This is a genomic window from Arthrobacter sp. NPDC090010, assembly GCF_044748305.1.
In the GTDB taxonomy this organism is placed as follows: domain Bacteria; phylum Actinomycetota; class Actinomycetes; order Actinomycetales; family Micrococcaceae; genus Arthrobacter_E.
The window spans coordinates 164,967-187,407 of the sequence record NZ_JBIVFT010000007.1 but is presented as its reverse complement, the minus strand read 5'-3'; the positions used below and the strand labels follow the sequence as shown (position 1 = coordinate 187,407).

General features: G+C 65.6%; 20 protein-coding genes. 6 read left to right on the top strand and 14 right to left on the bottom strand.

What is annotated here, in order from left to right; translation table 11 throughout:
- Positions 1-6 precede the first annotated feature (6 nt).
- Complete coding sequence (locus ACIPXZ_RS12150; protein ID WP_400594430.1) at positions 7-1,140, bottom strand: 3-deoxy-7-phosphoheptulonate synthase; 1,134 nt, start codon at positions 1,138-1,140, stop codon at positions 7-9.
- A 434-nt stretch (positions 1,141-1,574) separates the two neighbouring features.
- Here ACIPXZ_RS12150 and ACIPXZ_RS12145 point away from each other — a divergent pair, with 434 nt between their 5' ends.
- From ACIPXZ_RS12145 to ACIPXZ_RS12130, 4 genes are read left to right on the top strand one after another with little or no spacing between them, the layout of a single operon-like run.
- Complete coding sequence (locus ACIPXZ_RS12145) at positions 1,575-2,588, top strand: sulfate ABC transporter substrate-binding protein (RefSeq protein ID WP_400594427.1); 1,014 nt, start codon at positions 1,575-1,577, stop codon at positions 2,586-2,588.
- The gene (gene cysT / locus ACIPXZ_RS12140; protein ID WP_400594424.1) at positions 2,585-3,379 is read left to right on the top strand and encodes a sulfate ABC transporter permease subunit CysT; all 795 of its coding nucleotides are present in this window, start codon (positions 2,585-2,587) and stop codon (positions 3,377-3,379) included. The genes ACIPXZ_RS12145 and cysT overlap by 4 nt, the downstream gene beginning before the upstream one ends.
- Entirely contained in the window at positions 3,372-4,298 is a 927-nt protein-coding gene (locus ACIPXZ_RS12135; RefSeq protein ID WP_400594422.1) for a sulfate ABC transporter permease, read from the top strand. The genes cysT and ACIPXZ_RS12135 overlap by 8 nt, the downstream gene beginning before the upstream one ends.
- Complete coding sequence (locus tag ACIPXZ_RS12130; RefSeq protein WP_400594419.1) at positions 4,295-5,251, top strand: sulfate/molybdate ABC transporter ATP-binding protein; 957 nt, start codon at positions 4,295-4,297, stop codon at positions 5,249-5,251. The genes ACIPXZ_RS12135 and ACIPXZ_RS12130 overlap by 4 nt, the downstream gene beginning before the upstream one ends.
- A gap of 22 nt (positions 5,252-5,273) precedes the next feature.
- Here the strand turns inward: ACIPXZ_RS12130 and ACIPXZ_RS12125 are convergent, their stop codons facing one another.
- Together ACIPXZ_RS12125 and ACIPXZ_RS12120 are read right to left on the bottom strand one after the other, a co-directional pair.
- Positions 5,274-5,801, bottom strand: a complete 528-nt coding sequence (locus tag ACIPXZ_RS12125; RefSeq protein ID WP_400594417.1) for an ArsR/SmtB family transcription factor — start codon at positions 5,799-5,801, stop codon at positions 5,274-5,276.
- Positions 5,802-5,904: 103 nt separating this feature from the next.
- A complete protein-coding gene (locus ACIPXZ_RS12120; RefSeq protein WP_400594414.1) occupies positions 5,905-7,152 on the bottom strand; it encodes an acetoin utilization protein AcuC in 1,248 nt (415 codons plus the stop codon).
- Between the two features lie 104 nt (positions 7,153-7,256).
- Between ACIPXZ_RS12120 and ACIPXZ_RS12115 the strand changes: the two genes are divergently transcribed.
- Positions 7,257-8,807 (top strand): TrkH family potassium uptake protein, encoded by a 1,551-nt coding sequence (locus ACIPXZ_RS12115; protein ID WP_400594411.1) that lies wholly within the window; start codon positions 7,257-7,259, stop codon positions 8,805-8,807.
- Complete coding sequence (locus ACIPXZ_RS12110) at positions 8,800-9,486, top strand: potassium channel family protein (RefSeq protein ID WP_400594408.1); 687 nt, start codon at positions 8,800-8,802, stop codon at positions 9,484-9,486. The genes ACIPXZ_RS12115 and ACIPXZ_RS12110 overlap by 8 nt, the downstream gene beginning before the upstream one ends.
- Before the next feature lie 90 nt (positions 9,487-9,576).
- Here the strand turns inward: ACIPXZ_RS12110 and proC are convergent, their stop codons facing one another.
- The 11 genes from proC to ACIPXZ_RS12055 all read right to left on the bottom strand — a co-directional run bounded on the left by proC (position 9,577) and on the right by ACIPXZ_RS12055 (position 22,270).
- Entirely contained in the window at positions 9,577-10,404 is an 828-nt protein-coding gene (gene proC / locus ACIPXZ_RS12105) for a pyrroline-5-carboxylate reductase (RefSeq protein WP_400594405.1), read from the bottom strand.
- A 689-nt stretch (positions 10,405-11,093) separates the two neighbouring features.
- Positions 11,094-11,690 carry a DUF305 domain-containing protein gene (locus tag ACIPXZ_RS12100; protein WP_400594402.1) on the bottom strand — a complete coding sequence of 199 codons (597 nt, stop codon included), beginning with the start codon at positions 11,688-11,690 and terminating at the stop codon, positions 11,094-11,096.
- Positions 11,691-11,737: 47 nt separating this feature from the next.
- The gene (locus ACIPXZ_RS12095) at positions 11,738-12,148 is read right to left on the bottom strand and encodes a hypothetical protein (protein WP_400594399.1); all 411 of its coding nucleotides are present in this window, start codon (positions 12,146-12,148) and stop codon (positions 11,738-11,740) included.
- A 7-nt stretch (positions 12,149-12,155) separates the two neighbouring features.
- Complete coding sequence (locus tag ACIPXZ_RS12090; RefSeq protein ID WP_400594396.1) at positions 12,156-14,285, bottom strand: heavy metal translocating P-type ATPase; 2,130 nt, start codon at positions 14,283-14,285, stop codon at positions 12,156-12,158.
- A 71-nt stretch (positions 14,286-14,356) separates the two neighbouring features.
- The gene (locus ACIPXZ_RS12085; RefSeq protein ID WP_400594394.1) at positions 14,357-14,671 is read right to left on the bottom strand and encodes a heavy-metal-associated domain-containing protein; all 315 of its coding nucleotides are present in this window, start codon (positions 14,669-14,671) and stop codon (positions 14,357-14,359) included.
- 288 nt (positions 14,672-14,959) lie between these two features.
- Positions 14,960-15,757: a sugar phosphate isomerase/epimerase family protein gene (locus ACIPXZ_RS12080; protein ID WP_400594391.1), complete on the bottom strand. Its 798-nt coding sequence runs from the start codon at positions 15,755-15,757 to the stop codon at positions 14,960-14,962.
- A gap of 1 nt (position 15,758) precedes the next feature.
- Positions 15,759-16,736, bottom strand: coding sequence for a Ppx/GppA phosphatase family protein (locus ACIPXZ_RS12075; RefSeq protein WP_400594389.1), 978 nt, complete (start codon positions 16,734-16,736; stop codon positions 15,759-15,761).
- Positions 16,737-16,755: 19 nt separating this feature from the next.
- A complete protein-coding gene (gene topA, locus ACIPXZ_RS12070; RefSeq protein WP_400594386.1) occupies positions 16,756-19,494 on the bottom strand; it encodes a type I DNA topoisomerase in 2,739 nt (912 codons plus the stop codon).
- 136 nt (positions 19,495-19,630) lie between these two features.
- Positions 19,631-20,236 carry a MarR family transcriptional regulator gene (locus tag ACIPXZ_RS12065; protein WP_400594383.1) on the bottom strand — a complete coding sequence of 202 codons (606 nt, stop codon included), beginning with the start codon at positions 20,234-20,236 and terminating at the stop codon, positions 19,631-19,633.
- A gap of 395 nt (positions 20,237-20,631) precedes the next feature.
- On the bottom strand, positions 20,632-21,429 hold the full coding sequence (locus ACIPXZ_RS12060; RefSeq protein WP_400594380.1) for a hypothetical protein: 798 nt from the start codon (positions 21,427-21,429) through the stop codon (positions 20,632-20,634).
- Positions 21,430-21,478: 49 nt separating this feature from the next.
- Positions 21,479-22,270: a hypothetical protein gene (locus ACIPXZ_RS12055; RefSeq protein ID WP_400594377.1), complete on the bottom strand. Its 792-nt coding sequence runs from the start codon at positions 22,268-22,270 to the stop codon at positions 21,479-21,481.
- Positions 22,271-22,441: the final 171 nt, after the last annotated feature.

The following is a 22,441-nucleotide window of genomic DNA, read 5'->3' as shown; positions in this document are numbered from 1 at the left end:
TGGAACTCACCGCGCCCGGCGATTCCTGACGGCGCCGGCGAGCCCCTCCAGCACCTGGACCGTCACCTCCCAGTCCATGCACGCATCAGTGATGCTCTGTCCACGGACGAGCCCGTCCCTCGCGGACCGGCCCGCCGAGGGGTCGAACGGCTGAGCCCCACCGACCAGGAAGCTCTCCAGCATGACGCCTGCGATCGTCTCGGACGTGGGACCGCTCTCAAGCTGAGCTCCAATCTCCAAAGCCACCTCCGCCTGCCGGTGATGGTTCTTCCCGCTGTTGCCATGGCTCGCGTCGATCACGAGCCGCGGATTGGCACCCCGAGCGCTCAGAGCCTCCGAGACCGCCACCACAGATTCCGCCCGATGGTTGGGACCCGAAGAGCCTCCTCGCAGGATCACGTGCCCGTCCCGGTTTCCCGGAGCACTCACCAAGGAGACCCGTCCGTCGGCATCGGTACCCAGGAACGACTGTGGTCCGGACGCCGCCTCGCAGGCGTCGATGGCCGGCGCCGCGCTGCCGTCCGTGGCGTTCTTGAAGCCCACCGGCATCGGAAGGGCCGCTGCCATCTGCCGGTGGATCTGGCTCTCGGTCGTCCGGGCGCCGATGGCTCCCCAGGCCACCAGGTCTTCAAGGTAGGGCGCGCTCAGCGGTTCGAGGAACTCGGTGGCCACCGGCAGGCCCGTGCGCCCGACGTCGCGCAGAAAGCCACGGGCCTCTCGCAGGCCCCTGGCGATGTCATGCCCACCGTCGAGCCCGGGATCATTGATCAGGCCCTTCCACCCCACGGTCGTGCGGGGCTTCTCGAAGTAGCAGCGCATCACCACCAAGAGCTCCGAACGGTGCTGCCGGGCCTGCTCGGCGAGACGCTGCGCGTAGTCGAGGCCGGCCTCGGTGTCGTGGATGGAGCAAGGCCCCGCGATCACCAGGAGGCGATCGTCCAGTCCATCCAGGATGGCCCGGATCTCCTCCCGGGCGCGCTCCACCCCGGCCAGTGCGGCCTCGTCGGCCGGAAACAGCTCGAGCAGTCGAGCCGCTGAGGGCAGCGATTCGTAGACCGTCTCACCGGGCACCGTCCGGCCTGGGAGAACGCTCCCGGAGGTCACCGTCGGAAGGGTGAGGGCTTGGGCTGCTGCGGTCATGATGGGTCCTCTATCCTGTGGACGGACCCTGTTCTTCAGAGCCCGTCGGAATGACGAAGGGCAGGGAATGTATCCCTGCCCTGTGAGCTCTGAAGGTCGGTGTACGCGCGGCTATCGCCGATGGCCCTCCAGAGCCACAGCAAAATACGCATACCAACGCTTCGTCATGGTCCCACACTATAAACGCGCCTTTCCGTGCCCGCAAGCGGCACTCGGAAATGTGTCGTCGCGCGCCGGGCCCCAGGTCACGCAACTACACACGGCGACCTATATGACAGGCGGGCGCGACGACGTCGTACGCGGCTGAGTACATTGGCCAGCAACCGCCGTGAAACCGGCGCTCTCACCACCCTTCCGAACGCAGCGCATCGCGTCCGGCCGAGGGCCGGCAGAGAAACGCAGACCCCTCCCGGGGCCCCATCGAAGGAAGCACCATGAAGACCTGGAAGTCCCACCTGGCCGTCACTGCCACCGCTGTCGCAGCAGTCCTGGGCATGACCGCCTGCGGCGGCTCGGCCAGCGCTTCGGGCACTCAGCTTTCGATTGTCGGCTTCGCGGTCCCCGAGACCGCCAACAAGGCCATCGCCGCGAAGTTCCAGCAGACCGAGGCCGGCAAGGACGTGACGTTCAGCGGTTCTTACGGCGCCTCCGGGGATCAGAGCCGCAAGGTCGCCGCCGGGGCCAAAGCCGACTACGTTCATTTCTCCCTTGAAAGCGATGTGACCAGGCTGGTGAAGGCCGGACTGGTGTCCTCCGACTGGAACAAGAACGCCACCCGTGGCATCGTGTCCGACTCCGTCGTGGTCCTCGTGGTCCCCAAGGGCAATCCGCAGCACATCACCGGCTGGGACGACCTCAGCCGGGATGACGTCAAGATCATCACCCCTGATCCCAAGTCCTCCGGTTCGGCGCGGTGGAACATCCTGGGCGCCTACGGTCACGCTGTCGCCACAGGAAAGACCCCGGCACAGGCGGACGACTTCCTGAAGAAGGTGTTCTCGCACGTCACTCAGTGGGCCGGCAGCGGCCGCGAGGCGACCGAGGCCTTCGACAAGAAGGTGGGGAACGTGCTCATCTCCTACGAGAATGAGGCCATTCTCGCGCGGCAGAAGGGGAAGGACTACGACTACATCGTCCCGGACGACACGGTCCTGATCGAAAACCCGGGTGCCGTCCTGAAGGACGCCAACCCGAAGGCGAAGGACTGGCTGAACTTCGTGCTCAGCAAGGAGGGACAGACGGAGTTCGCGAAGACCGGCTTCCGTCCCGTCATCTCGGGAGTCCAGACCGAAGTCAAGGGGGCCAATGACCCCACCAACCCGTTCCCGACCCCCAAGCGACTGCTCACGGTGGAGAAGGACTTCGGCGGCTGGGCCGCCGTTGACGCGAAGTTCTTCGCCGACGGCGCGCTCATCGACCAGCTTCGCACGGCGGCCGCCGGGAAATGAAAGCTGAGAAGCTGACCCGCCCCGCCGCCGCGGGACTCGGGCTGGCGCTGCTGTGGTTCAGCGTGCTGGTGCTGATTCCCCTGGCCGCCGTCGTCCTGAGTTCGACGGCGGGCGGCTGGCAGGGTTTCTTCAGCACCATCAGCGACCCGGAGACGTTCGCGGCCCTCCGGCTGACCGTCCTCCAGGCGCTCGGCGCGGCCGTGGTCAACATCGTGGTCGGTACGACGATCGCGTGGCTTCTGGTCCGCGACAGCTTTCCCGGCAAGGCCGTGCTCGAGGTCATCATCGACATCCCCTTCGCACTGCCGACCATCGTGGCGGGCCTCGTGCTACTCAGCCTCTACGGCCCGGAGAGCCCGCTCGGAATCAACGTGGTCAACACGCAGCAGGGCATCTTCCTGGCGCTGCTGTTCGTCACCTTGCCCTTCGTGGTGCGAACCGTGCAGCCTGTGCTGCTCGAACTCGACCAGGATGTCGAGGAAGCCGCAGCGTCGCTCGGCGCAAGCCGTTTCACCACCTTCCGCCGGGTGATCCTCCCGGCCCTCATTCCGGCCATCACGGCCGGAGCCTCTCTCGCCTTCGCCCGGGCGATCAGCGAGTTCGGCGCCCTCGTCCTCATCTCCGGGAACACCCCGTTCGAGACCGAGGTCGCCTCTCTGAAGATCCTGAAATTCATCGAGAGCGACAACCGTGCAGCGGCCGCTTCCGTGGCACTCGTGCTGCTGGTGGTCTCACTCGTCGTGCTCGTGGCACTCGACATCCTCCAGCGGAAGGTGGCCCGCCGTGGCTGATACCTCCCTCGCATCCAGAACGCCGTCGACGGCGGTCCCGGAGGCGCACCCGGAAACCCCACCGGCCGGAGCGCCCAGGACCGCCCGCCGGTCCCGCCGCTCCGGGCCGCTGAAGATCGTCCTCCGCCTGCTCGTGGTGGCCTATCTGTTCTTCCTGGTGGTCTGGCCCGTGTCCTTGGTCGCCCTGCGGACCTTCGCCCCGGTCGGTGACACCGGCGGCTTCGCGGCCTTCCTCAGCCGCGTCTCAGACCCGGCATTCGGCTACGCCTTCGGACTGACCTTGACTGCGGCGGTCTGGGCCGTCGTGCTGAACGCCGTCTTCGGGCTGGGGATCTCCCTGCTCCTGGTCCGGTACTCCTTTCCCGGGCGCCGGCTGCTCTCTGCCCTGGTCGACCTTCCGATGTCCGTCTCCCCCGTCGTGGTGGGTCTGGCGCTGGTCCTGGCGTACAGCTCCAATCAGGGCTGGTTCGGACCCGTCCTGCAGGCCCTGGACTGGCAGATCGTCTTCTCCACCCCCGGCATCGTGCTGGCGACCACCTTCGTCTCACTGCCACTGGTGATCCGTGAGATCGTACCGGTGCTCGAGGAGATCGGGACCGAGCAGGAACTGGCGGCCCGCAGTCTCGGGGCCGGCCCCTGGCAGACGTTCCGTCGCATCACCCTGCCCGCCATCAAATGGGCGCTGGTCTACGGCGTCGTGCTCTCTCTCGCCCGCGCGCTCGGCGAGTTCGGCGCCGTGAAAATCGTCAGTCAGGGTGCGTCCTTCAACGGTGAGACGGCCACCCTCCTGGTGGCCAACCGCTACGGAAACTTCGACGAGGCGACCGCATATGCCGCCGCCTTCCTCCTGGTCCTGATCGCCATCACCGCCTTGGTGGTCGTGACCGTCCTCCGTCCTTCCAAGGAGCAGCGATCATGAGCATCACCGTCTCTGGTGTGAACAAGAACTTCGGGGACTTCGTGGCCCTGCAGGACATCGATCTGAACATCCCCAGCGGACAGCTGACCGCACTGCTGGGTCCCTCCGGAGGGGGCAAGTCCACGCTCCTGAGAATCATCGCCGGCCTGGAGAGCGCGAACTCCGGCAGTATCACCATCAGCGGTCAGGAAGCCACGCATCTGCCCGCCCAGAAACGCAACGTCGGCTTCGTCTTCCAGCACTACGCGGCGTTCAAACACATGTCCGTGGCCCGCAACATCGCCTTCGGCCTGGAGATCCGAAAACTCCCCAAAGCGCAGATCAAGGAGAAGGTCGACTCCCTTCTGGAGCTGGTGCACCTCACCCAGTTCGCGAACCGCCTGCCGGCACAGCTCTCCGGCGGCCAGCGTCAGCGCATGGCGCTGGCCCGCGCCCTGGCCATCGAGCCGAGCGTGCTGCTTCTGGACGAACCGTTCGGCGCCTTGGACGCCAAGGTGCGCAAAGAACTGCGGGACTGGCTGCGCCGTCTGCACGATGAAGTCCACGTGACCACCCTCTTCGTCACTCATGACCAGGAGGAGGCCCTGGAGGTGGCGGACAACATCGTGGTCATCAACCAGGGCCGGGTCGAGCAGATCGGGACCCCGGATGAACTCTACGATGAGCCGGCCAACGACTTCGTCCTCGGCTTCCTCGGCCCGGTGACCGAATTCGACGGCCGGCTGGTCCGTCCCCACGACCTCGAGGTCTTCCGCACCGAGACACCGGGAACCGTGCGCGGCCGGATCGTGCGCAGCACACGGGTCGGTTTCGAGGTCCGCCTGGAGGTCGAACTGAGCGCCGCCCCCGAGGCACCCAAGGTGAACGTCGTGGTGACGCGTGGCGAGGCCCGGGCGCTCGGGCTGAATGTGGGGGACACGGTGTTCCTCGGGCTTCAGGCCGCCTTGGTCTGAATCACGCGCCCCGGGACCTCGGCTATTTCTTACGGCCGAGCTTGGGCAGATTCGCCAGTACCTCGGCAGCGCGGGTCGCCGCACGGCTCGCGGCGCGGCCCAGCTGCTGCCCGGTGTTCGCACCGGGCTGTTCCGCATTTGCCGGTGCCAGCCGGGCGGCCTGCTGAGGATCCAGCGGCTGACGCCCGGCCCCGAGCGGGGCAAGGCGACCTTGTTCCACGCCGTGGACACGCTGTGTTCCGGACGAAGGAGCTGACGCGACGGGGGACGCCGACCGGGTGCCACGGGTCGCGACGTCGAGCGTCTCCAGCCATTGCTGGACGGCACGCAACGGTTCACGATCCAGCGAGTAGTACCGCTTCTGCCCCTGGGCCCGCATGGTCACCAGACCGGCCTCGCGAAGCACCCGCAGATGCTTGGAAATGGTCGGCTGGCTGGTTTCCAGCTCGTCCACGAGCTCACCGACCGCCTTGTCCTCCGACTGCAGCGCGGCCAGGATCTCCCGCCGCGTCGGTTCGGCAATGACCGCGAAGATGTCGTCTACCACCATGCCCCCACCCTAGCGACATATATCCGCGCAGGCATCCTTGGACCGCCCGATGACGCGGCCCGCCGCCTCATCCGAAATATGCCGGAAGTCGAATATTCGCGGATCAGTCGAACCAGGGGTCCAGGCCGAAGAGGGGGAACACCTCTTTCCGGGTGGCCATGATGGCGCGGTCCACCGGGTTGGACGGATCGTAGCCGGTCTCCCACGACCGCCACCAGATGTCGACGTCGTCGCCCATCGTCCCGGGCGCCAGGACTCCGAAATCGCGGCGCAGGCGCTCGGCCCAGTGGTCAGGAATCGGGGTGCCGACGCTGAGCGGTCTTCCGCTGGCGATCGCCACGAGATGGGTCCAGGAACGTGGGACCACCGAATAGACGTTGTAGCCTCCACCGCCCGTTGCTATCCAACGTCCTCCGCAATGACGGTGGGCCAATCCTGCCACGGAGCTCATGACCTCACGTTGCGCATCCACGGTGACCTGAAGATTGCTGAGCGGGTCATCGCGGTGCGAGTCCGCGCCGTGCTGGCTGACGATCGCCTGCGGCCCGAACTCCCTCACGACCGCCGGTACCACCGAATGGAACGCTCGCAGCCAGCCTGCGTCGGACGTCCCAGCCGGAAGTGCGATGTTGACGGCGCTCCCGGGAGCATTCCGGCCACCGGTCTCATTCGCGAACCCGGTTCCGGGGAAAAGGGTCTGCCCGGACTCGTGCAGGGAAATCGTGAGCACCCGGGGCTCGTCCCAGAAGATGCCCTGGGTGCCGTCACCGTGGTGCGCATCGACATCGATGTAGACGACGCGTTCCATGCCGCCGTCGAGCAGCCGTGTGACGGCCAGCGCCGCGTCGTTGTAGATGGAGAAGCCACTGGCCCGGTCACGTGCCGCGTGGTGCATCCCTCCACCGAAGTTGACGGCGTGCAGGGCCGCCCCGGACAGGATGCGGTCCGCGGCGAGGAGGGAGGCTCCTGCGAGCCGCGCGGCGGCTTCGTGCATGCCTCCGAACGCCGGGTCGTCTTCCGTGCCGAGCCCCAGCAGAGGGAGAGGAGAGGACGGATCGGCCGAGACTTTGCGGACGGCCGCTATGTAGTCGGGGTCGTGGACTCGTGCCAGTTCCTCGTCCTCCGCGACCTCGGGAGCGAGCACCGTGAGCTGAGGACGGTAGAGGACCCCGAGATCCTGGGCGAGCTGAGCGGTGAGTTCCAGACGGGCCGGAGCCATGGGATGGGTCGGGCCGAAGTCATAGGCCGTCATGGCCGGATCCCACACGACGGTCGTCGGGGGTTCTTCGCGCACGATGGCGCTGCCGCTCGTCAGCGGCGACGAGGACGACGGCGGCATGGTGGAGGACATCAAGGACAGGCTACACGTGTGCCGCGCAAAGCCCTCGAATGGTGGTTAACTACTCCAAGGACACCGGGGCCCGCTCCCCGCCCCGATTCGACGAAGGACGACGCATGGCCAGCTCCGGGCCTCATTCCCAGCCCCGCCAGCCCCAGCGGGCGACGCAGGGCGGCGCCCTCCGGGCACCCTCCGCCCGCACCCTCCGTGACGGAGTCCGTGGCACCTCCGCGAAGGGCCCGTCCGAGCCGCGGGGAGTCGATTCGCTCGCCGCTTGGCACAGCCCACAGGAGCCAGGAGGATTCGGGCCGCTGACCGCCGTACGGGACTTCGTGGACCGGCTGGCCAATTCGTCCCCTGCACGCCTGGCTCTGGTGGCCTTCACCGGTGTGATCCTGTTCTTCACTTTTCTGCTCTCCCTGCCGCTGGCGGCCGCAGACGGCAAAGTCACACCTCTTCATGAGGCCCTGTTCACCGCCGTCTCCTCCGTCTGTGTCACAGGATTGACGGTGGTGTCCACCGCCACCCACTGGACCTTCTTCGGGCAATTCGTCATCATGCTCGGCATCTTCGTGGGAGGTTTGGGCACCTTGACCCTGGCCTCGCTCCTGGCCCTGATGGTCAGCAAGAAGCTCGGTGTCCGAGGCAAGCTCATCGCCCAGGAGGCGATGAACAACGCCGGCCGCCTCGGCGAAGTCGGTACGCTCCTCCGGGTGGTCATCATGACCTCGGTGGTGATCGAGGGCGTGCTCGCCTTGGCTCTCATCCCTCGCTTCTGGGTACTCGGCGAGGGCTTCTGGATGGGCATCTGGCACGGGGTCTTCTATTCGATCTCCTCCTTCAACAACGCAGGATTCACGCCGCATTCGGACGGGATCGTGCCCTACGAGACCGATCTGTGGATCCTCATCCCGCTCATGCTGGGGGTATTCCTCGGATCACTCGGCTTCCCCGTCGTCATGGTGCTGCAGCAGAACGGCCTGAACTGGCGCAAGTGGAATCTCCACACGAAGCTGACCATTCAGGTCTCGCTGATCCTTCTCGTGGCCGGCAGCGTCCTCTGGGGTGCGATGGAGTGGAACAACAGCCGGACGATCGGCGACATGAGCGTGGGCGACAAGATGATCCACTCGGTCTTCGCCTCGGTCATGACCCGTTCCGGCGGATTCAATCTGGTGGACCAGAACCACATGAATTCCACCACGAAACTCCTCACGGACGCCCTGATGTTCGCGGGCGGCGGCTCAGCATCGACCGCGGGCGGCATCAAGGTCACCACCATCGCCGTCATGTTCCTCGCCATCCGGGCCGAGGCCCGCGGCGACGCCGACGTCAAGGTCTACGGCCGGACCATCCCGCAGGGCACCATGCGCGTGGCCATCTCCGTGATCGTCATGGGCGCCAGCTTCGTCTCCCTGGCCGCCTTCGCCTTGCTGGCGATCAGCGGGGCAAGCCTGGACCGCGTCCTCTTCGAAGCCATCTCCGCCTTCGCCACGGTGGGCCTGAGCACGAATCTCAGTGCCGAGCTTCCGCCGGCCGGCGTATATGTTTTGAGTGCCCTGATGTTCGCGGGCCGCGTCGGCACGGTCACCCTTGCCGCCGCCCTGGCCATCAGGCAGCGCAGCCAGCTGTACCACTTCCCGGAAGAGAGGCCGATCATTGGCTAAGACCCAGGGGGCGGCGAACCGCCCCTCTCCCAACGCGCCGGTCCTCGTCATCGGACTGGGCCGTTTCGGTGCCGCGACCGCTGAGCAGCTGGTCAAGCAGGGCCGTGAAGTCCTCGCCATCGAGCGGGACAGGACGCTGGTCCAGAAGTGGGCCCCCGCCTTGACCCATGTGGTGGAAGCGGACGCGACGAACATCGATGCACTCCGTCAGCTGGGCGCACAGGAGTTCTCCTCTGCCGTCGTCGGCGTCGGAACATCCATCGAGTCCAGCGTGCTCATCACGGTCAACCTGGTGGACCTGGGGATCGAGCACCTGTGGGTCAAAGCGATCACGCCGTCGCACGGCAAGATCCTGACCCGCATCGGCGCCAACCACGTCATCTACCCGGAGGCCGATGCCGGTGTCCGTGCCGCCCACCTGGTGTCCGGCAGGCTCCTGGACTTCATCGAGTTCGATGACGACTTCGCGATCGTGAAGATGTACCCGCCGAAGGAGACCGTGGGTTTCACCCTCGAGGAGTCCAAGGTCCGCTCCAAGTACGGCGTGACGGTTGTGGGCGTGAAGTCCCCCGGCGAGGATTTCACCTATGCCAGGCCGGACACCAAGGTCTCGACCCACGACATGCTGATCGTCTCAGGACACGTGGATCTGCTGGAGCGCTTCGCCGCGCGTCCGTGACACGTCACCCTTGCGCGAGGTGACAGCTGATGCCCCTAAAACTCGGTTTTAGGGGCATCAGCTGTCACCTCGCGGGTGTTGTGAAGTGCGTCAGTCGAGGCTGGCGGTGATCTCGGCGGCGCGGTCGGCCGCGTCCTTGGCTCCCTGCGCGATGATCGCCGGGATACCGCCTTTGTCGAAGGCGGCGATGGCGCGCTCCGTGGTCCCATTAGGGCTCGTCACCGCACGGCGGAGCGCGGCCGCATCGGCTCCGGGCTCGGCCAGCATGTATCCGGCACCGGCCACCGTTTCGCGCGCCAGAAGTGCGGAGAGCTCGGGATCCAGTCCCAGCTCCGCACCGGCCGCAGCCATGGCTTCTGCGAGGTAGAAGGCGTACGCGGGACCGGAACCGCTGATGGCGGACAGCGCGTCCACCTGTGACTCGGGGATCTCCACGACGGTGCCCACCGTTTCGAAGAGCGCCCTGACCTGCGCCAGCTGCTCTGCTGTGGCGTTCGTGCCACCGGAGATCGAAACGACGCCGTGGCCCAGACGTGCCGGCGTGTTCGGCATGGCCCGCACCACCGGCTGCCCCTTCGGGAGAGCCGCTTCGAGCTGTTCGAGGGATACTGCGGCGGCGACGCTCACCACGATGGTGTGCGTATCCAGGGACGGGGAGATCTCACGGGCCAGTGCGGCGATGCCGACGGGCTTGACGCCGAGAATGACGACGGCGGCGTCACGGACCGCTTCCAGATTGGCCTGCGGGTCTTCCGAACCGGCGATCGCCACGACATGGTGGCGCTCTGCGAGCTCGGCGGCCCGCTCGGCCCGGCGGACCGTCGCCACCACCTCACTGGGGTCAGTTCCGGCGGCGATCATGCCGCCCATGATGGCTTCGTTCATGGATCCGGTTCCAAGGAAGGCGATTCTGCTCATGCCTACATCTTGGCACGGAGCCGGGACGCCCCGGCGAGAGATGGGTGACGGCCGTCACCCACCGTTTCCCAGATTCCCAGGCTTTGCCCTGGTTCGCCGAAGGCTCCTCACAACTTGGCTTCCTAATGTAGTAACTACCTCAAAGGGTGCGAGTGAATCTGCGGATGCGAAAGCGTCCGCACGGACGCCGGTATCGTGAGGCGGGTTCCCCCTGATCCCCCGCTTCAAAAGATACCGGCGTCCGGTTTTTAACGGGTTGTTACGGAGAATCTGTAGGACTCGCCCGGAGCGCCGGCTTTCTTTGAATTAAGTTTTCCCAGTTCAGAGGCATGTTCTCGGCGAAGTTCAGGATTCTCAGGCAGTTCCAAGGCGAAAAATTGTTGTGTTGAGTACTTCGGGGAGTAAAGTGGAACTTGCCTCATGGAGGTGCGAGTGATGATCCAGCCCCGCAAGGGCTGGACGACGCCGGGTAGCTCAAGGAACGTTCCCCCCAAGTGTTCCTTGAAACAGCTGCCCGGCGTTCGCTCGTTAATGACGCTGTTTCAGTAAGGGCACTGTTCCGGCAGCGCCGGGTTCCGCTGACGCCCGGTGATGCAGACACCCGGCAGCGCCGGGACCCAGTTCTCTCGAAGCCGGGAGATGCCGACGGCGTGGTGCCGGACCGGCGTCCGGCACCACGCCGTCCATTCTCAGAGACCGGCCAGCAGTCGCTTCATCTCCTCGATCTCAGCGGCCTGGGCCTTGACGATCTCATTGCTCAGTGACACCGCTTGCGGGTTCTTGCCTGTCGAGCTCTCCGTCCGGGCCATACTGGGCGCTCCTTGGTGGTGGGCGATCATCTGCTCAAGAAACAGCCGAGCCGCGCCCCGGCCTTGTGCCGCCTTCAACGCGTCGAGATCCGAGCCGCTGAGCATACCGTCCATCTGATGTCCGGAATGCCCCTGCGAGTCTTCTCCCCATGCCTGGAGCCAGGACGTCATGGTCTTGATTTCGGGAGCCTGGGCGGCCTTGATCCTTGCAGCCAGCTGCGTCACAGTGTCCGGCAGCCCTTTTTTGGCCAGCATGATCTCGCTCATCTCAAGGGCCTGACGGTGATGCGGGATCATCATCGCGGCGAACATGGTGTCCGCGTCGTTGTGAGCGCTTGATGCCGAACTCGCCATAGGTACAGGGCTCGTAGTGCCGTGGTCCATGCCCGGCATGCTTCCGCCCGCAGGAGTGGAGCACGCCGACAGTACGAGAACCGAGGCCAGGCCGAGGGATACGAAGGTCAGAGTTTTCTTCATGATGGTGATTCCTTAAAGTCAACGGGATGGTGAGGGGCCGATCACCCTCACGTCCTGCTGATGCCCAGCTCCACGGTGGTCGGCCCGCTCACGAACCGTCCGCCGTCGTACGCCTCCTCATCCCAGCCCGGCCACATCGAGCCCGCGGGACGCCATTCGAGCGGCGACGGCAGCGACGGGCCGGGCGTGCCCGGAGCAGGATCACACGGAGCACCCGTCCTGGTGACACCGTTGCACGGACCCGGCCCGGACGAAACCGCGGCGTTCAGGTCCGGCGGCAACTGACTGACCGCGGCCGCGCCGTCGTCGTCGTGCGTCAGGACGGTGTGAGACGGCGACGCAAGGTGGCCGTGCGCTCCTGCGACAACGTGCATGCCGAGCAAGCCCGCCATGACCGCGAGCACCAACGCGGCCAGCCGGACGGTCGGCCACGGGACCAGGAACCTGATCATCGTCATCCGCGCTTCAACGGGCCTCTGCGGGGTTGAGACGCACCCGCCGCAGCAACTGGGCGTTGAGCGCCACGACGATCGTCGACAAGGACATCAGGACCGCGCCGGCCGCCGGCGAGAGCACCACCCCGGCGAACGCCAGGACACCCGCAGCCAGTGGAACCGAGAGCACGTTGTAGCCGGTAGCCCAGAGCAGGTTCTGCCACATCTTGCGATAGCCGGCCCGGGAGAGGTCCACCATGGAGAGAACGGCGCGAGGATCGTTGCCCGCCAGTACCACCCCGGCAGACTCGACCGCGACGTCCGTTCCGGCCCCGATCGCGATACCCACCTCGGCCCGGGCCAGGGCAGGCGAATCGTTGACGCCGTCGCCGACCATGGCCACCTTCAGGCCGCGCCCCTGGAGCTCGGCCACTTTGCCGTCCTTCTCGGCGGGAAGCACTTCGGCGAAGACCTCATCGATCCCCAGTCGCTCCGCCACGTTCTGCGCCACCTGCCGCGCGTCGCCGGTGATCATGGCGACGCGAATGCCGCGTGCCTGCAGCGCCGTAACGGCCTGCTGCGACTCCGGGCGTACCGCGTCCTCCAGACTGATGACACCCAGCACGCTCCGGCCACGCACCAGGTACAGCACGGCCGCACCACGGGCTTCCCAGGCGTCGACGACAGACTGGAGCCGTTCCGGTGTCGGGACCCCCAGCTCGCGCAGGAGGGCCGGTCCGCCCACCTGATGGATCTCCCCCTCGACGACGGCGCGCACACCACGCCCGGTCAACGCTTCGAACTCCGTGGCGCGGGGAGCGTCCAGTGCACGTTCGCGACCGGCCTTCACAATGGCGCGGGCCACGGGGTGCTCGCTGTCCGCCTCGACCGCCGCGGCCAGGACGAGGACTCGCTCCGGTTCCACGCCGTCCGCGGCTGCCACATCCTGCACCGCCGGCCGGCCCTCGGTGAGCGTTCCGGTCTTGTCGAAGAGCACCACGTCGACGGTGCGCATCCGTTCCAGGGCCAGACGGTCCTTGATGAGCACCCCGGCCCGGGCGGCCTGCTCGGTGGAAATCGCGATCACCAGGGGAATGGCAAGCCCGAGGGCGTGCGGGCAGGCGATCACCAGGACCGTGACGGTCCGTGTGACCGCTTCCGGCATATCGCCCAGAAGAGCCCAGACCACAAAGGTCAGAATCCCGGCGCCGGCTGCGAAATAGAAGAGGAACGCCGCGGCGCGGTCCGCCAGCGCCTGGGTCCTCGAGGACGACGCCTGGGCCTCCGCCACGAGTCGCTGGATGCCGGCCAGCGCCGTATCCGCTCCGACCGCGCTGACCTTGACCCGCACGGCCGTGTCGACCGAGACTGTGCCGGCCACGACCGGGTCCCCCGCCGACCGCCGGACGGTGCGCGATTCGCCGGTGATCATGGACTCGTCGAAATCGGCCGCGCCTTCGATGACGATGCCGTCCGCGGGGAGCCGGGCTCCCGGACGGACGAGAACCACATCCCCCTCCTTCAGCTCCGCGCTGGGCACGGTTCGGGTTCCTTCGCCGGTGATGATCTCGGCTTCGTCAGGAAGAAGCGCCGCCAAGGCATCGAGGGCGCCCTGCGCCGAGCCGAGAGCCCTCATCTCGATCCAATGCCCCAGGAGCATGATGGTCACCAGAAGCGCCAGCTCCCACCAGAAGTCCAGGTCGAAGCCGCCCAGCCGGAGGCTGGTGGCCCAGGAGGCGAGGAAGGCGACCGTGATGGCCATGGCGATCAGGAGCATCATGCCAGGCTTACGAGCGGAGATCTCCTGGACGGCGCCCTTGAGGAACGGGGCTCCGCCATGGAGGAAAATGACCGTGCCGAGCACGGGCGTGATCCAGTCCGAGCCCGGGAAGTGCGGCGGTTCGTAGCCTAGGAGATGCCCGAACATCGGGCTGAAGTAGACCACCGGGATCGAAAGGATCAGGGTCGTCCAGAAGCGATTGCGGAACATCGCGGTGCTGTGCCCCGCATGCTGGCCGTGCTGATGAACGTGGTGATCGTCGTCCTGGCCGCCGTGGCGGTGCCCGTGGTCCGGGGCCACCGTGAGGAGTTCACCCGGCGGCTGCTCGCCGGTGACAGGGCGTTCGTGATGGTGTTCGTGATGCTGGTGCGGGTTGTTCATGTCCCCTCCAGGGAAATACTTTTCGCGGTCCGGCCGCCACCCACTGCGGGGCCCGGCGGCGGACCGCGAAATCAGCGTTCGCTCAGGTGGTAACCGGCTCCGACGACGGCGGCACGGATCGCTGCCGGATCGGGCAGCCCGGAGACACGGAGACTGGAAACGCCTCCGGAGACGAGGTCGACGGAGACGGACTGCACGCCCGGAACCTCGGCGACTGCTTTTTCAACACTCTGGACACAATGTCCGCAGCTGAGCCCCTCCACGGGGTATTCCGTGGCCGAATCGGCCGGCTTCGGTTCGGAGGCTGCTCCCGTGGAGCAGCAGGAGCACCCGGAAGCGTCTGAGGCGACGAGCGGGAGTTCGGACCGGATTTGAGATTCGCACATGTCAGTTCCATTCCTCGATGAAAGGTTGGCGCTGGGGTTGACGGGCTGTGAAAGCGGCGGATTCGCCTGCCGGGACATACCAGGTCACTGACAACGATTCAAAAATACCCCCCAGGGGTATTTAAGTCAAGATCTCGCCTTCCGGACTCGCCGCTCCGGACCCGATGAAACAGTGAGTTCCCGACGGGACCGCGCACTAAACACACGGTTTCGCCGGGAACTCACTGTTTCAGCCAGGGAAGGAGAAAACGGGCAGGGACGGCCGCGAGTGTGAAGAAACGACGGACTCTAGCGAGCCAGGTGTTCGCGGGCGAAGGCGAGGGTGCGTGCGAGCATCTCCTCCCGCTCCCCCACGGCTTTGGCCTTTCGGGTGCTGATCTCCGCAACCACGACGCCGTCGAACGTCGAATCAGCCAGATGCCGCAGCGCTTCGACGCAGCGCTGATTCCCCTCACCGGGAATCAGGTGCTCATCCTTGCTGCCAGCGCCGGTGCCGTCAGTCAGATGGACGTGCCGCAACGTGGACCCGAGTTCCCGGATCGCGTCGAGACTGTCCATTCCAGCTGTCGCAGAATGCGAGAAGTCCCAGGTCACATGGGGGTAGCCGCGCCCGATCGGGTTCCAGTGCGGGAGGTACATGAGAATCTCACGGCCACGCACCCGCCACGGATACATGTTCTCCACGGCGATCTTCACCCCATGACGCTCCTGAGCATCCATGACGCCCTCGAAGAACTCCTCCGCGTAGTCGTTCTGCCACCGGAACGGCGGATGGACCACGACGACGTCGCAGCCCACCTCGCGTGCCATGAGGCAGGACTGCTCGATCTTGTTCCACGCCTTGCCCCACACCTGCTGGGTCAGCAGGAGAGTCGGCGCGTGGATCGACACGACCTCCTGCCCGTACTGCGCGCTGAGCTGCTTGAGGGCGTGCGGGTCCTGGCTGATCGGGTTGTTGGTGACCATGACCTCCACCCCATCGAAGGAGAGGTCCTGAGCCACGGCGAAGGCGTCATGAACGCTCAAGGGATAAACCGATGCACTCGAAAGCGCGACGGCGATGGGAGCCTTCCCCGATTCGCTCATCTCAGGCGTTCACCTCGTCCTTGACGTGCGCGGGCGGTTCCAGCGGACCGTCGAAGACCAGCTGGTCCAGGCGGCGCAGGATCAGCCCCTCGCGCAGAGCCCAGGGACAGATCACGATACGTGGCTGTTCGAACAGTTCCAGAGCCGCCTCGGCCACAAGGGCTCCCGCCAGCAATTGCGGCGCGCGGGCCTGGGAGACACCCGGCAGGTGCAGACGGTCCTCCGTGCTCATGGCGGAGATCCGCTGTGTCCAGAGCCCCAGGTCCTCTCTCAGCAACTCGCGCCGCACATACGGTCCGGCAGCGCTGGGAGCGGCACCTGCGATCCGGGCGAGCGAGCGGAAGGTCTTGGATGTTCCCGTCACCACATGGGGCGCGCCGATCTGAGCGAACTCCTTCACCACGGGCTTGAGGGTGGCACGGATGTACTTGCGGAGTTCCTTGACGCTGCGCGCCGTGGGCGGGTTCTCGGCAAGCCAGTCCCGGGTCAGGCGGCTGGCTCCCAAAGGGACGCTCGTCGCGATCTCCGGGAGTTCGTCCCGCCCCAACGCCATCTCGAAGGAACCGCCGCCGATGTCCAGATCCAGGATGGTTCCCGCCGCCCAGCCGAACCAGCGTCGGACGGCGAAGAACGTCATCTCCGCCTCCTCGCCACCTGAAAGCTCCCGCAGCGTCACGGTCGTCTCGCGCTTGACCCTGGCCAGGACCTCCGGTCCGTTGGTCGCTTCACGGATCGCCGAAGTACAGAAGGCCAGGAGGTCCTCTGCGCGGTGACGGGCGGCGAATTCCCAGGCCTCCAGGACGAACTCGATGAGCTCGTTCTGGCCTGCGGCGTTGATGCTGCCGTCCGATTCCAGGTACTGGACCAGCGAGAGAGGCCTCTTATGGGAAGCGAAGGGCACCGGCTGGGCGCCTGGGTGTGCATCAACCAAGAGGAGATGCACCGTGTTGGAACCGATGTCCAGGACGCCTAGCCGCATGTGCCCATTATGTCGTGCCTCAGGCCTTCTTCTTCGCCGCGGGTCGCTTGGCGCCACTGCGTGACGCCGTGCTACGGGTGGTCCGCTTGACGGGGCCCTTGGCTCGCTTTTCCGCCAGCAGCTCGATGGCGCGTTCTCTCGTGAGCTCTTCCACACTCGTGGAGCGCGGCACCGTGATGTTGGTGATCCCGTCCGTGATGTAAGGACCGAAGCGGCCTTCCTTGACCACGATGTTCTTCTCAGACACCGGGTCGGCACCGAATTCCGCCAGGGGCGCCACCGCGGCACGGGCGCCACGCTGTTTGGGCTGCGAATAGATCTCCAACGCCTGCTCCAAGGTGATCGTGAAGATCTCCTCTTCGCTTCCGATGGAACGCGAATCGGTGCCCTTCTTCAGGTACGGACCGAAACGGCCGTTCTGCACCGTGATGGGGTTGCCTTCCTCATCCTGCCCCAGGACCCGGGGCAGGCTCAGGAGGCCAAGGGCCTCATCCAGCGTGACGGTGTCCACGGTCATGGACTTGAAGAGGGAACCGGACCGCGGCTTGACCTTCACCGGCTTCTTGGGCGGCTTGGGCTTGCCGTTCTTGTAATACTCGACCGGCCTGGCGGCGAGTTCCTCCTCCGTCGGCTCGGGGATGATCTCCGTGACGAACGCTCCGTAGCGGCCGTTCTTCGCCACCACCGTGTGTCCGGTATGCGGATCCACGCCGAGAACGCGCTCTTCCGGAGCAGAGTTCTCCAGCAGTTCCTTGGCTTTCTCCGGCGTGAGCTCGTCCGGGGCGAGATCCTCCGGCACATTGGCTCGCAGCGCTTCGACCACTTCCCCGGTCTTGGCATCCACCGTGGGAACAGTGCTTTCCAGATAGGGGCCGAACTTCCCGACGCGGAGCACGACGCCTTCGGTCACGGGTATCGAGTTGATGTCCCGCGCGTCGATCTCGCCGAGATTGTTGACCACGGACTTCAGCCCGGGTTCCTTGTCCCCGTCACCGAAGTAGAAGTGCTTGAGCCAGCTGGAACCGGGTTCCTCGCCGCGGGCGATGCGGTCCAGGTCCGTCTCCATATCGGCTGTGAACTCATAGTCCACGTAATCCGAGAAGTGACGCTCGAGCAGCTTGACCACGGAGAAGGCAATCCAGCTGGGGACCAGCGCGGATCCCTGCTTCCGCACGTAGCCGCGGTCCTGGATGGTGGAGATGGTCGCAGCGTAGGTGGACGGGCGTCCGATGCCTTCCTTCTCCATCTCGGCCGTGAGGGAGGCTTCGGTGTACCTCGGAGGAGGCGAGGTCTGGTGCCCGACGGCGGCGATGTCGCGGGCGTCGAGGGCGTCCCCTTCCCCCACGTTCGGCAGCCGACGAGCCTCGTCCGAATCGTCGTCGCGGCTCTCGTCCTTGCCCTCCTCGTAGGCGGCCAGGAAGCCCGGGAAGGTGATGACCGTACCGGAGGCGGTGAACTCGGCGTCGCGCCCGTCGGCCGCGATGGCACCGAGCTTGATCGTCGCCGTCGAACCCTTGGCATCCGACATCTGCGAGGCGACCGTGCGCTTCCAGATCAGTTCGTACAGCCGGAACTCGTCCGCGGAGATCTGAGCCTTGACCTGAGCCGGGGTCCGGAAGGCGTCACCTGCGGGACGGATGGCCTCGTGAGCTTCCTGCGCGTTGGCGCTCTTGTTCGCATAGACCCGGCGGCTGGCGGGGATGTACTCGGAACCGTACAGCTCACTCGCCTGTTTGCGTGCGGCGTTCACCGCCTCGTCGGACAGCGCCGAGGAGTCGGTACGCATATAGGTGATGTAGCCGTTCTCATAGAGACGCTGCGCCACCTGCATGGTGATCTTGGAGGAGAAACGGAGCTTGCGACCGGCCTCCTGCTGAAGGGTGGAGGTGGTGAACGGAGCCGCAGGACGCCGCGTGTACGGCTTGGTCTCCATGGAACGGACGCTGAAGTCAGCGGATCCGAGTCCATCAGCGAGGCTGGTGGCGGAGGCTTCGTCCAGCAGCGCGACGGAAGAACCCTTGAGCTCGCCCTTGTCACTGAAGTCCTTGCCCGTGGCCAGACGGCGGCCATCGACGGCGCTCAGCTTGGCCTTGAAAGACTCGCCCGAAGCGGTGAATACGGCGGTGAGGTCCCAGTACGACGCGGTCTTGAACGCCATGCGTTCCCGCTCACGGTCCACCACCAGGCGAGTGACCACGGACTGGACACGGCCGGCAGACAGGCCGCTGGCGACCTTGCGCCACAGCACCGGGGAGATCTCGTAACCGTAGAGCCGGTCCAGGACGCGGCGGGTCTCCTGAGCATCCACCAGGTCCGTGTCGATCTCGCGCAGGCTCGACATGGCGCGTTGAATGGCCTCTTTGGTGATCTCACCGAAGGTCATGCGGTACACCGGGACCTTGGGCTTGAGCACTTCGAGCAGATGCCAGGCAATCGCCTCTCCCTCGCGATCACCATCAGTGGCGAGGTAAAGTTCGTCGGCGTCCTTCAGCTGCGCCTTGAGCTCCGCGACCTTCTTCTTCTTGTCACTGGAGACCACGTAGTAGGGCTTGAAGCCGTTGTCGACATCCACGGCGAACTTGCCCACCGAGCTCTTCTTCAGCTCCGCCGGGAGCTCAGACGGCTGCGGCAGGTCCCGGATGTGTCCGATGGAGGCTTCCACCACAAAGCCATCGCCAAGGTACTTGGCGATGGTCTTGCTCTTGGCGGGAGACTCCACGATCACGAGTTTCTTGCCGGTCTTGGCCTTGGTGGGCACGGTGCTCCTACTGGACTTCTTCGCTGGCGGGCCTTCAGACCCATATCTGCTTAGTTCACCACATTTTGCCCCACGGGTATGACACGAAGCATTCCTTGTGGACGGCGAACACCGCAGTACGGGGCCGCCAGAGACCTCAGGGGGTGCTGTCCGGGACGATGGACCACAGGGTTGCGATCCGTCGGCAGTCCTTGGGCCGGTCCTGTGCATCGGTCGGCAAATACTCCCGGACCAGCTGGTTCATCCGGTCGATCAACTCACCGGCCCGGTCGCGGTCCAGATAGACGATCTCAGTGGACAAGGACATCGAGGGGAATCGGAGCTCCTCCTCACCACGCAGCGTGAGTTCGTCACGTTCCTGATTGTGCGAAAGGATACGGCGCCGCTGCGCGTCCAGTTCCAGATCGAGAATGGCGAGTTCGGGGTGGCCCGAACCGCTGACGGACTTGATGGTGAAGTCCGTTCCGGCAGCCTTCCAGCGGCGCTCACGCGCGTCGCCGTCGCTCTCCGCCGGCTCCACCATGCCCCATTTCTGCAGCGCCCTGAGGTGATAGCTCATGGCGCTGGGCGTCAGACCCGTCACCGCCGCGAGTTCGGTGGCGGTGCGACTGACCTGACTGGAATAAAGGTCGCTGATCGCGGCCAGCCGGGCCGCATGCGCCAGGGCACGGATGGCTTTGGGATCGGAGATCTCGACCTGGCGGCGATCGGTGTCCTGGGGAGCTGAAGGGTCCGTACTCACCGGCACAGTGTATCCCCGGCCCAGGCGTGATCCACACCACTGATGAGCATTTCTCGGCCCGCGTCCGGATCGCATTCCTGCCAGCCGGGATCGAGCAGCCGGATGGCGGCTGCGGAACGATTCGGTCCGTCCGAACGAACTCAGCCGTCCCTGCGGTACCGCAGGACGAAACGGCTGCGCGAAGAGCGGACGGGCGCGAATCCCCGGCATCAGAACACATCGTCTTGGACGGTGTGACAATTCCGGAATTCAGCAAAAGCCTCGACAAATAGACTCCCTCGTAGCGGCGGGAAGTCTATTAATTAGGAGGGGCTTCCCGCCGCCGCATACTCCGACGGCTGAACGGTGCCATGCGGCACCAGGGATCGCCATTCGGCCAGGTTCAGGCGGAAACCCTAGTCGTCGAGCCTGCCCCATCGCGTGCTGATCGTGCCGGGCCCGAACTTCGACTTCATCTGAAGCAGGCTGCCGGCCGGGCCCGGCGAGGAATCCCTGGACCGTGCCCTGGAGCCGCTTCGTTCGACTTCCTCGATCCACTCCGGAGCATTCGCGAAATGGAACACATTGACCAGTTCACGTATTGACGACCAAGCACGGGTGACATGTGAACGCTGGGCCGGATAGTCCGCCGGGAAGATCGTGCGAAGCGCCACCACGGCCGTCTGGCCGACGGAGAGCCTACGGGACAGTTCAATCGCGTAGCCGGTCCCGAGACGCCCCGAGTGCCGATGGCTCGCAAGCAGGCTTCCGCCGTAGTGGACCTCGATGACGGGACTGGAATCGGCGGCGTGCGGTGACCGCCGGGTCACCGCAAAGGAATCCAGACCGTCCTTGACGCATTGCAACACCACCATGGTGTCGATCCGGCTGATGCACAGGGCTTCATCGACAAAGATCTCCTCCCGCAAGGAGAGCAGACGAATGTTCTCCAGGGGAGACGCAGGAAGCGCGGCGAGCAGTTCTGCGTCGACCGGGTCCACATCGGCCTGCCGCGGCACGCTGCCGATACGCGGGGACCGCCCTACGATGTGCGCCGTCAGCGCCCCGGCCTCAAGTCCGAGCACCTCCTCCAGCGCCGAGAGTGTCTGCAGCGAACGGAAGGCGTCTGGCCGTCGTCGCCCGGTCCGCCAACTGCTCAGGGTCGAGTGGGACACCTGGAGGCCTCGCTCCTGAAGCGCGGCAAGCAGTTCCATGAGATTCAGCCCAGCGGTCCTCATTCCTGCATCGAGTGCACGTTGGAAGCTATCCGCCGGCATCATCAGCCCCTTCCTCGTCCGGTACACCATCGATGGCGGGGTCCCACCTCAGCGCCATGCTCCCCGGTCCGAAATTCCACCGGAGAACATGGACACTACTGTCGGTGTCGAGGCCCCGCAGCACCGTGCGCTCTCCTTCCTCATCGACTTCGATCTGCTCCACCCGGGCCGGAACGGTGGAAGGCTCGAACCGTGCCCAGAGCATCAGCTTCTTGATCGAACGGCGGACCACCCACCCTGTCTCCGAGGTCTTGGCGGCATGTTCCGGAAAGTCGACCCGCACGTTCACCATCGCGATCTCACCGGGTTCCAGCGGCTCTGCCAGTTCAATCGCCGAGACGATCACTCCGCCTTCCCCGATGACCAGGTCCTCCAGGACGTGCCCGCCGAACGGCACCGAGATGGCGATCGGCCCGAAATCTTCTCGCGAGAAGATCTTGGCCACAGCGATCCGCTCCAGAGTCCCTTCGAGACACTGGACGACGAGGGTGAGGTTTTCGGAGGAAACGTAGCCTTGTCCGTCGACGTCGCACACGAGTTCGACCGAGACATCCCGGAAGTTCAACGACGTATCCGCCCCGAGCTTCAGCTCGGCGTCTTCGAGGAAGGCTTCGAAATCGTCCTGTCTGATGCGACGCGGCAAGTGGGGCTTCTCAAGCGATTCAACACTGATCTTCCTCCCGGGGACTTTCCCCAGCAGTGCGCCGCCGTCGAGCTCCAGAATCTCCTCGATCTCCCCGACGATCGTTTCGCTCCACACCGTCCGGGGAGCACGCAAGCCGGTTTTCCAGGAACTCAGCGTGGCCAAGGAAATCGGGTGCCCGCGAGCCACCAGCCTGTCCCGCAACCACGTCATCGACTGGCCGCTGTTTCGCACGGCATCGGTGAACGCTGCCGCGAATCCATCAGCATCTGGGGCCGGATGCTCGGATTTTCGCCGTTTCGGCTC

Excerpts from the sequence above, each read along its gene's own strand:
- ACIPXZ_RS12150 (WP_400594430.1), bottom strand. The coding sequence starts at position 1,140 with ATGACCGCAGCAGCCCAAGCCCTCACCCTTCCGACGGTGACCTCCGGG.
- ACIPXZ_RS12145 (WP_400594427.1), top strand. The coding sequence starts at position 1,575 with ATGAAGACCTGGAAGTCCCACCTGGCCGTCACTGCCACCGCTGTCGCA.
- cysT (WP_400594424.1), top strand. The coding sequence starts at position 2,585 with ATGAAAGCTGAGAAGCTGACCCGCCCCGCCGCCGCGGGACTCGGGCTG.
- ACIPXZ_RS12130 (WP_400594419.1), top strand. The coding sequence starts at position 4,295 with ATGAGCATCACCGTCTCTGGTGTGAACAAGAACTTCGGGGACTTCGTG.
- ACIPXZ_RS12125 (WP_400594417.1), bottom strand. The coding sequence starts at position 5,801 with ATGGTGGTAGACGACATCTTCGCGGTCATTGCCGAACCGACGCGGCGG.
- ACIPXZ_RS12120 (WP_400594414.1), bottom strand. The coding sequence starts at position 7,152 with ATGTCCTCCACCATGCCGCCGTCGTCCTCGTCGCCGCTGACGAGCGGC.
- ACIPXZ_RS12115 (WP_400594411.1), top strand. The coding sequence starts at position 7,257 with ATGGCCAGCTCCGGGCCTCATTCCCAGCCCCGCCAGCCCCAGCGGGCG.
- proC (WP_400594405.1), bottom strand. The coding sequence starts at position 10,404 with ATGAGCAGAATCGCCTTCCTTGGAACCGGATCCATGAACGAAGCCATC.
- ACIPXZ_RS12100 (WP_400594402.1), bottom strand. The coding sequence starts at position 11,690 with ATGAAGAAAACTCTGACCTTCGTATCCCTCGGCCTGGCCTCGGTTCTC.
- ACIPXZ_RS12095 (WP_400594399.1), bottom strand. The coding sequence starts at position 12,148 with ATGACGATGATCAGGTTCCTGGTCCCGTGGCCGACCGTCCGGCTGGCC.
- ACIPXZ_RS12090 (WP_400594396.1), bottom strand. The coding sequence starts at position 14,285 with ATGAACAACCCGCACCAGCATCACGAACACCATCACGAACGCCCTGTC.
- ACIPXZ_RS12085 (WP_400594394.1), bottom strand. The coding sequence starts at position 14,671 with ATGTGCGAATCTCAAATCCGGTCCGAACTCCCGCTCGTCGCCTCAGAC.
- ACIPXZ_RS12080 (WP_400594391.1), bottom strand. The coding sequence starts at position 15,757 with ATGAGCGAATCGGGGAAGGCTCCCATCGCCGTCGCGCTTTCGAGTGCA.
- ACIPXZ_RS12075 (WP_400594389.1), bottom strand. The coding sequence starts at position 16,736 with ATGCGGCTAGGCGTCCTGGACATCGGTTCCAACACGGTGCATCTCCTC.
- ACIPXZ_RS12060 (WP_400594380.1), bottom strand. The coding sequence starts at position 21,429 with ATGGAACTGCTTGCCGCGCTTCAGGAGCGAGGCCTCCAGGTGTCCCAC.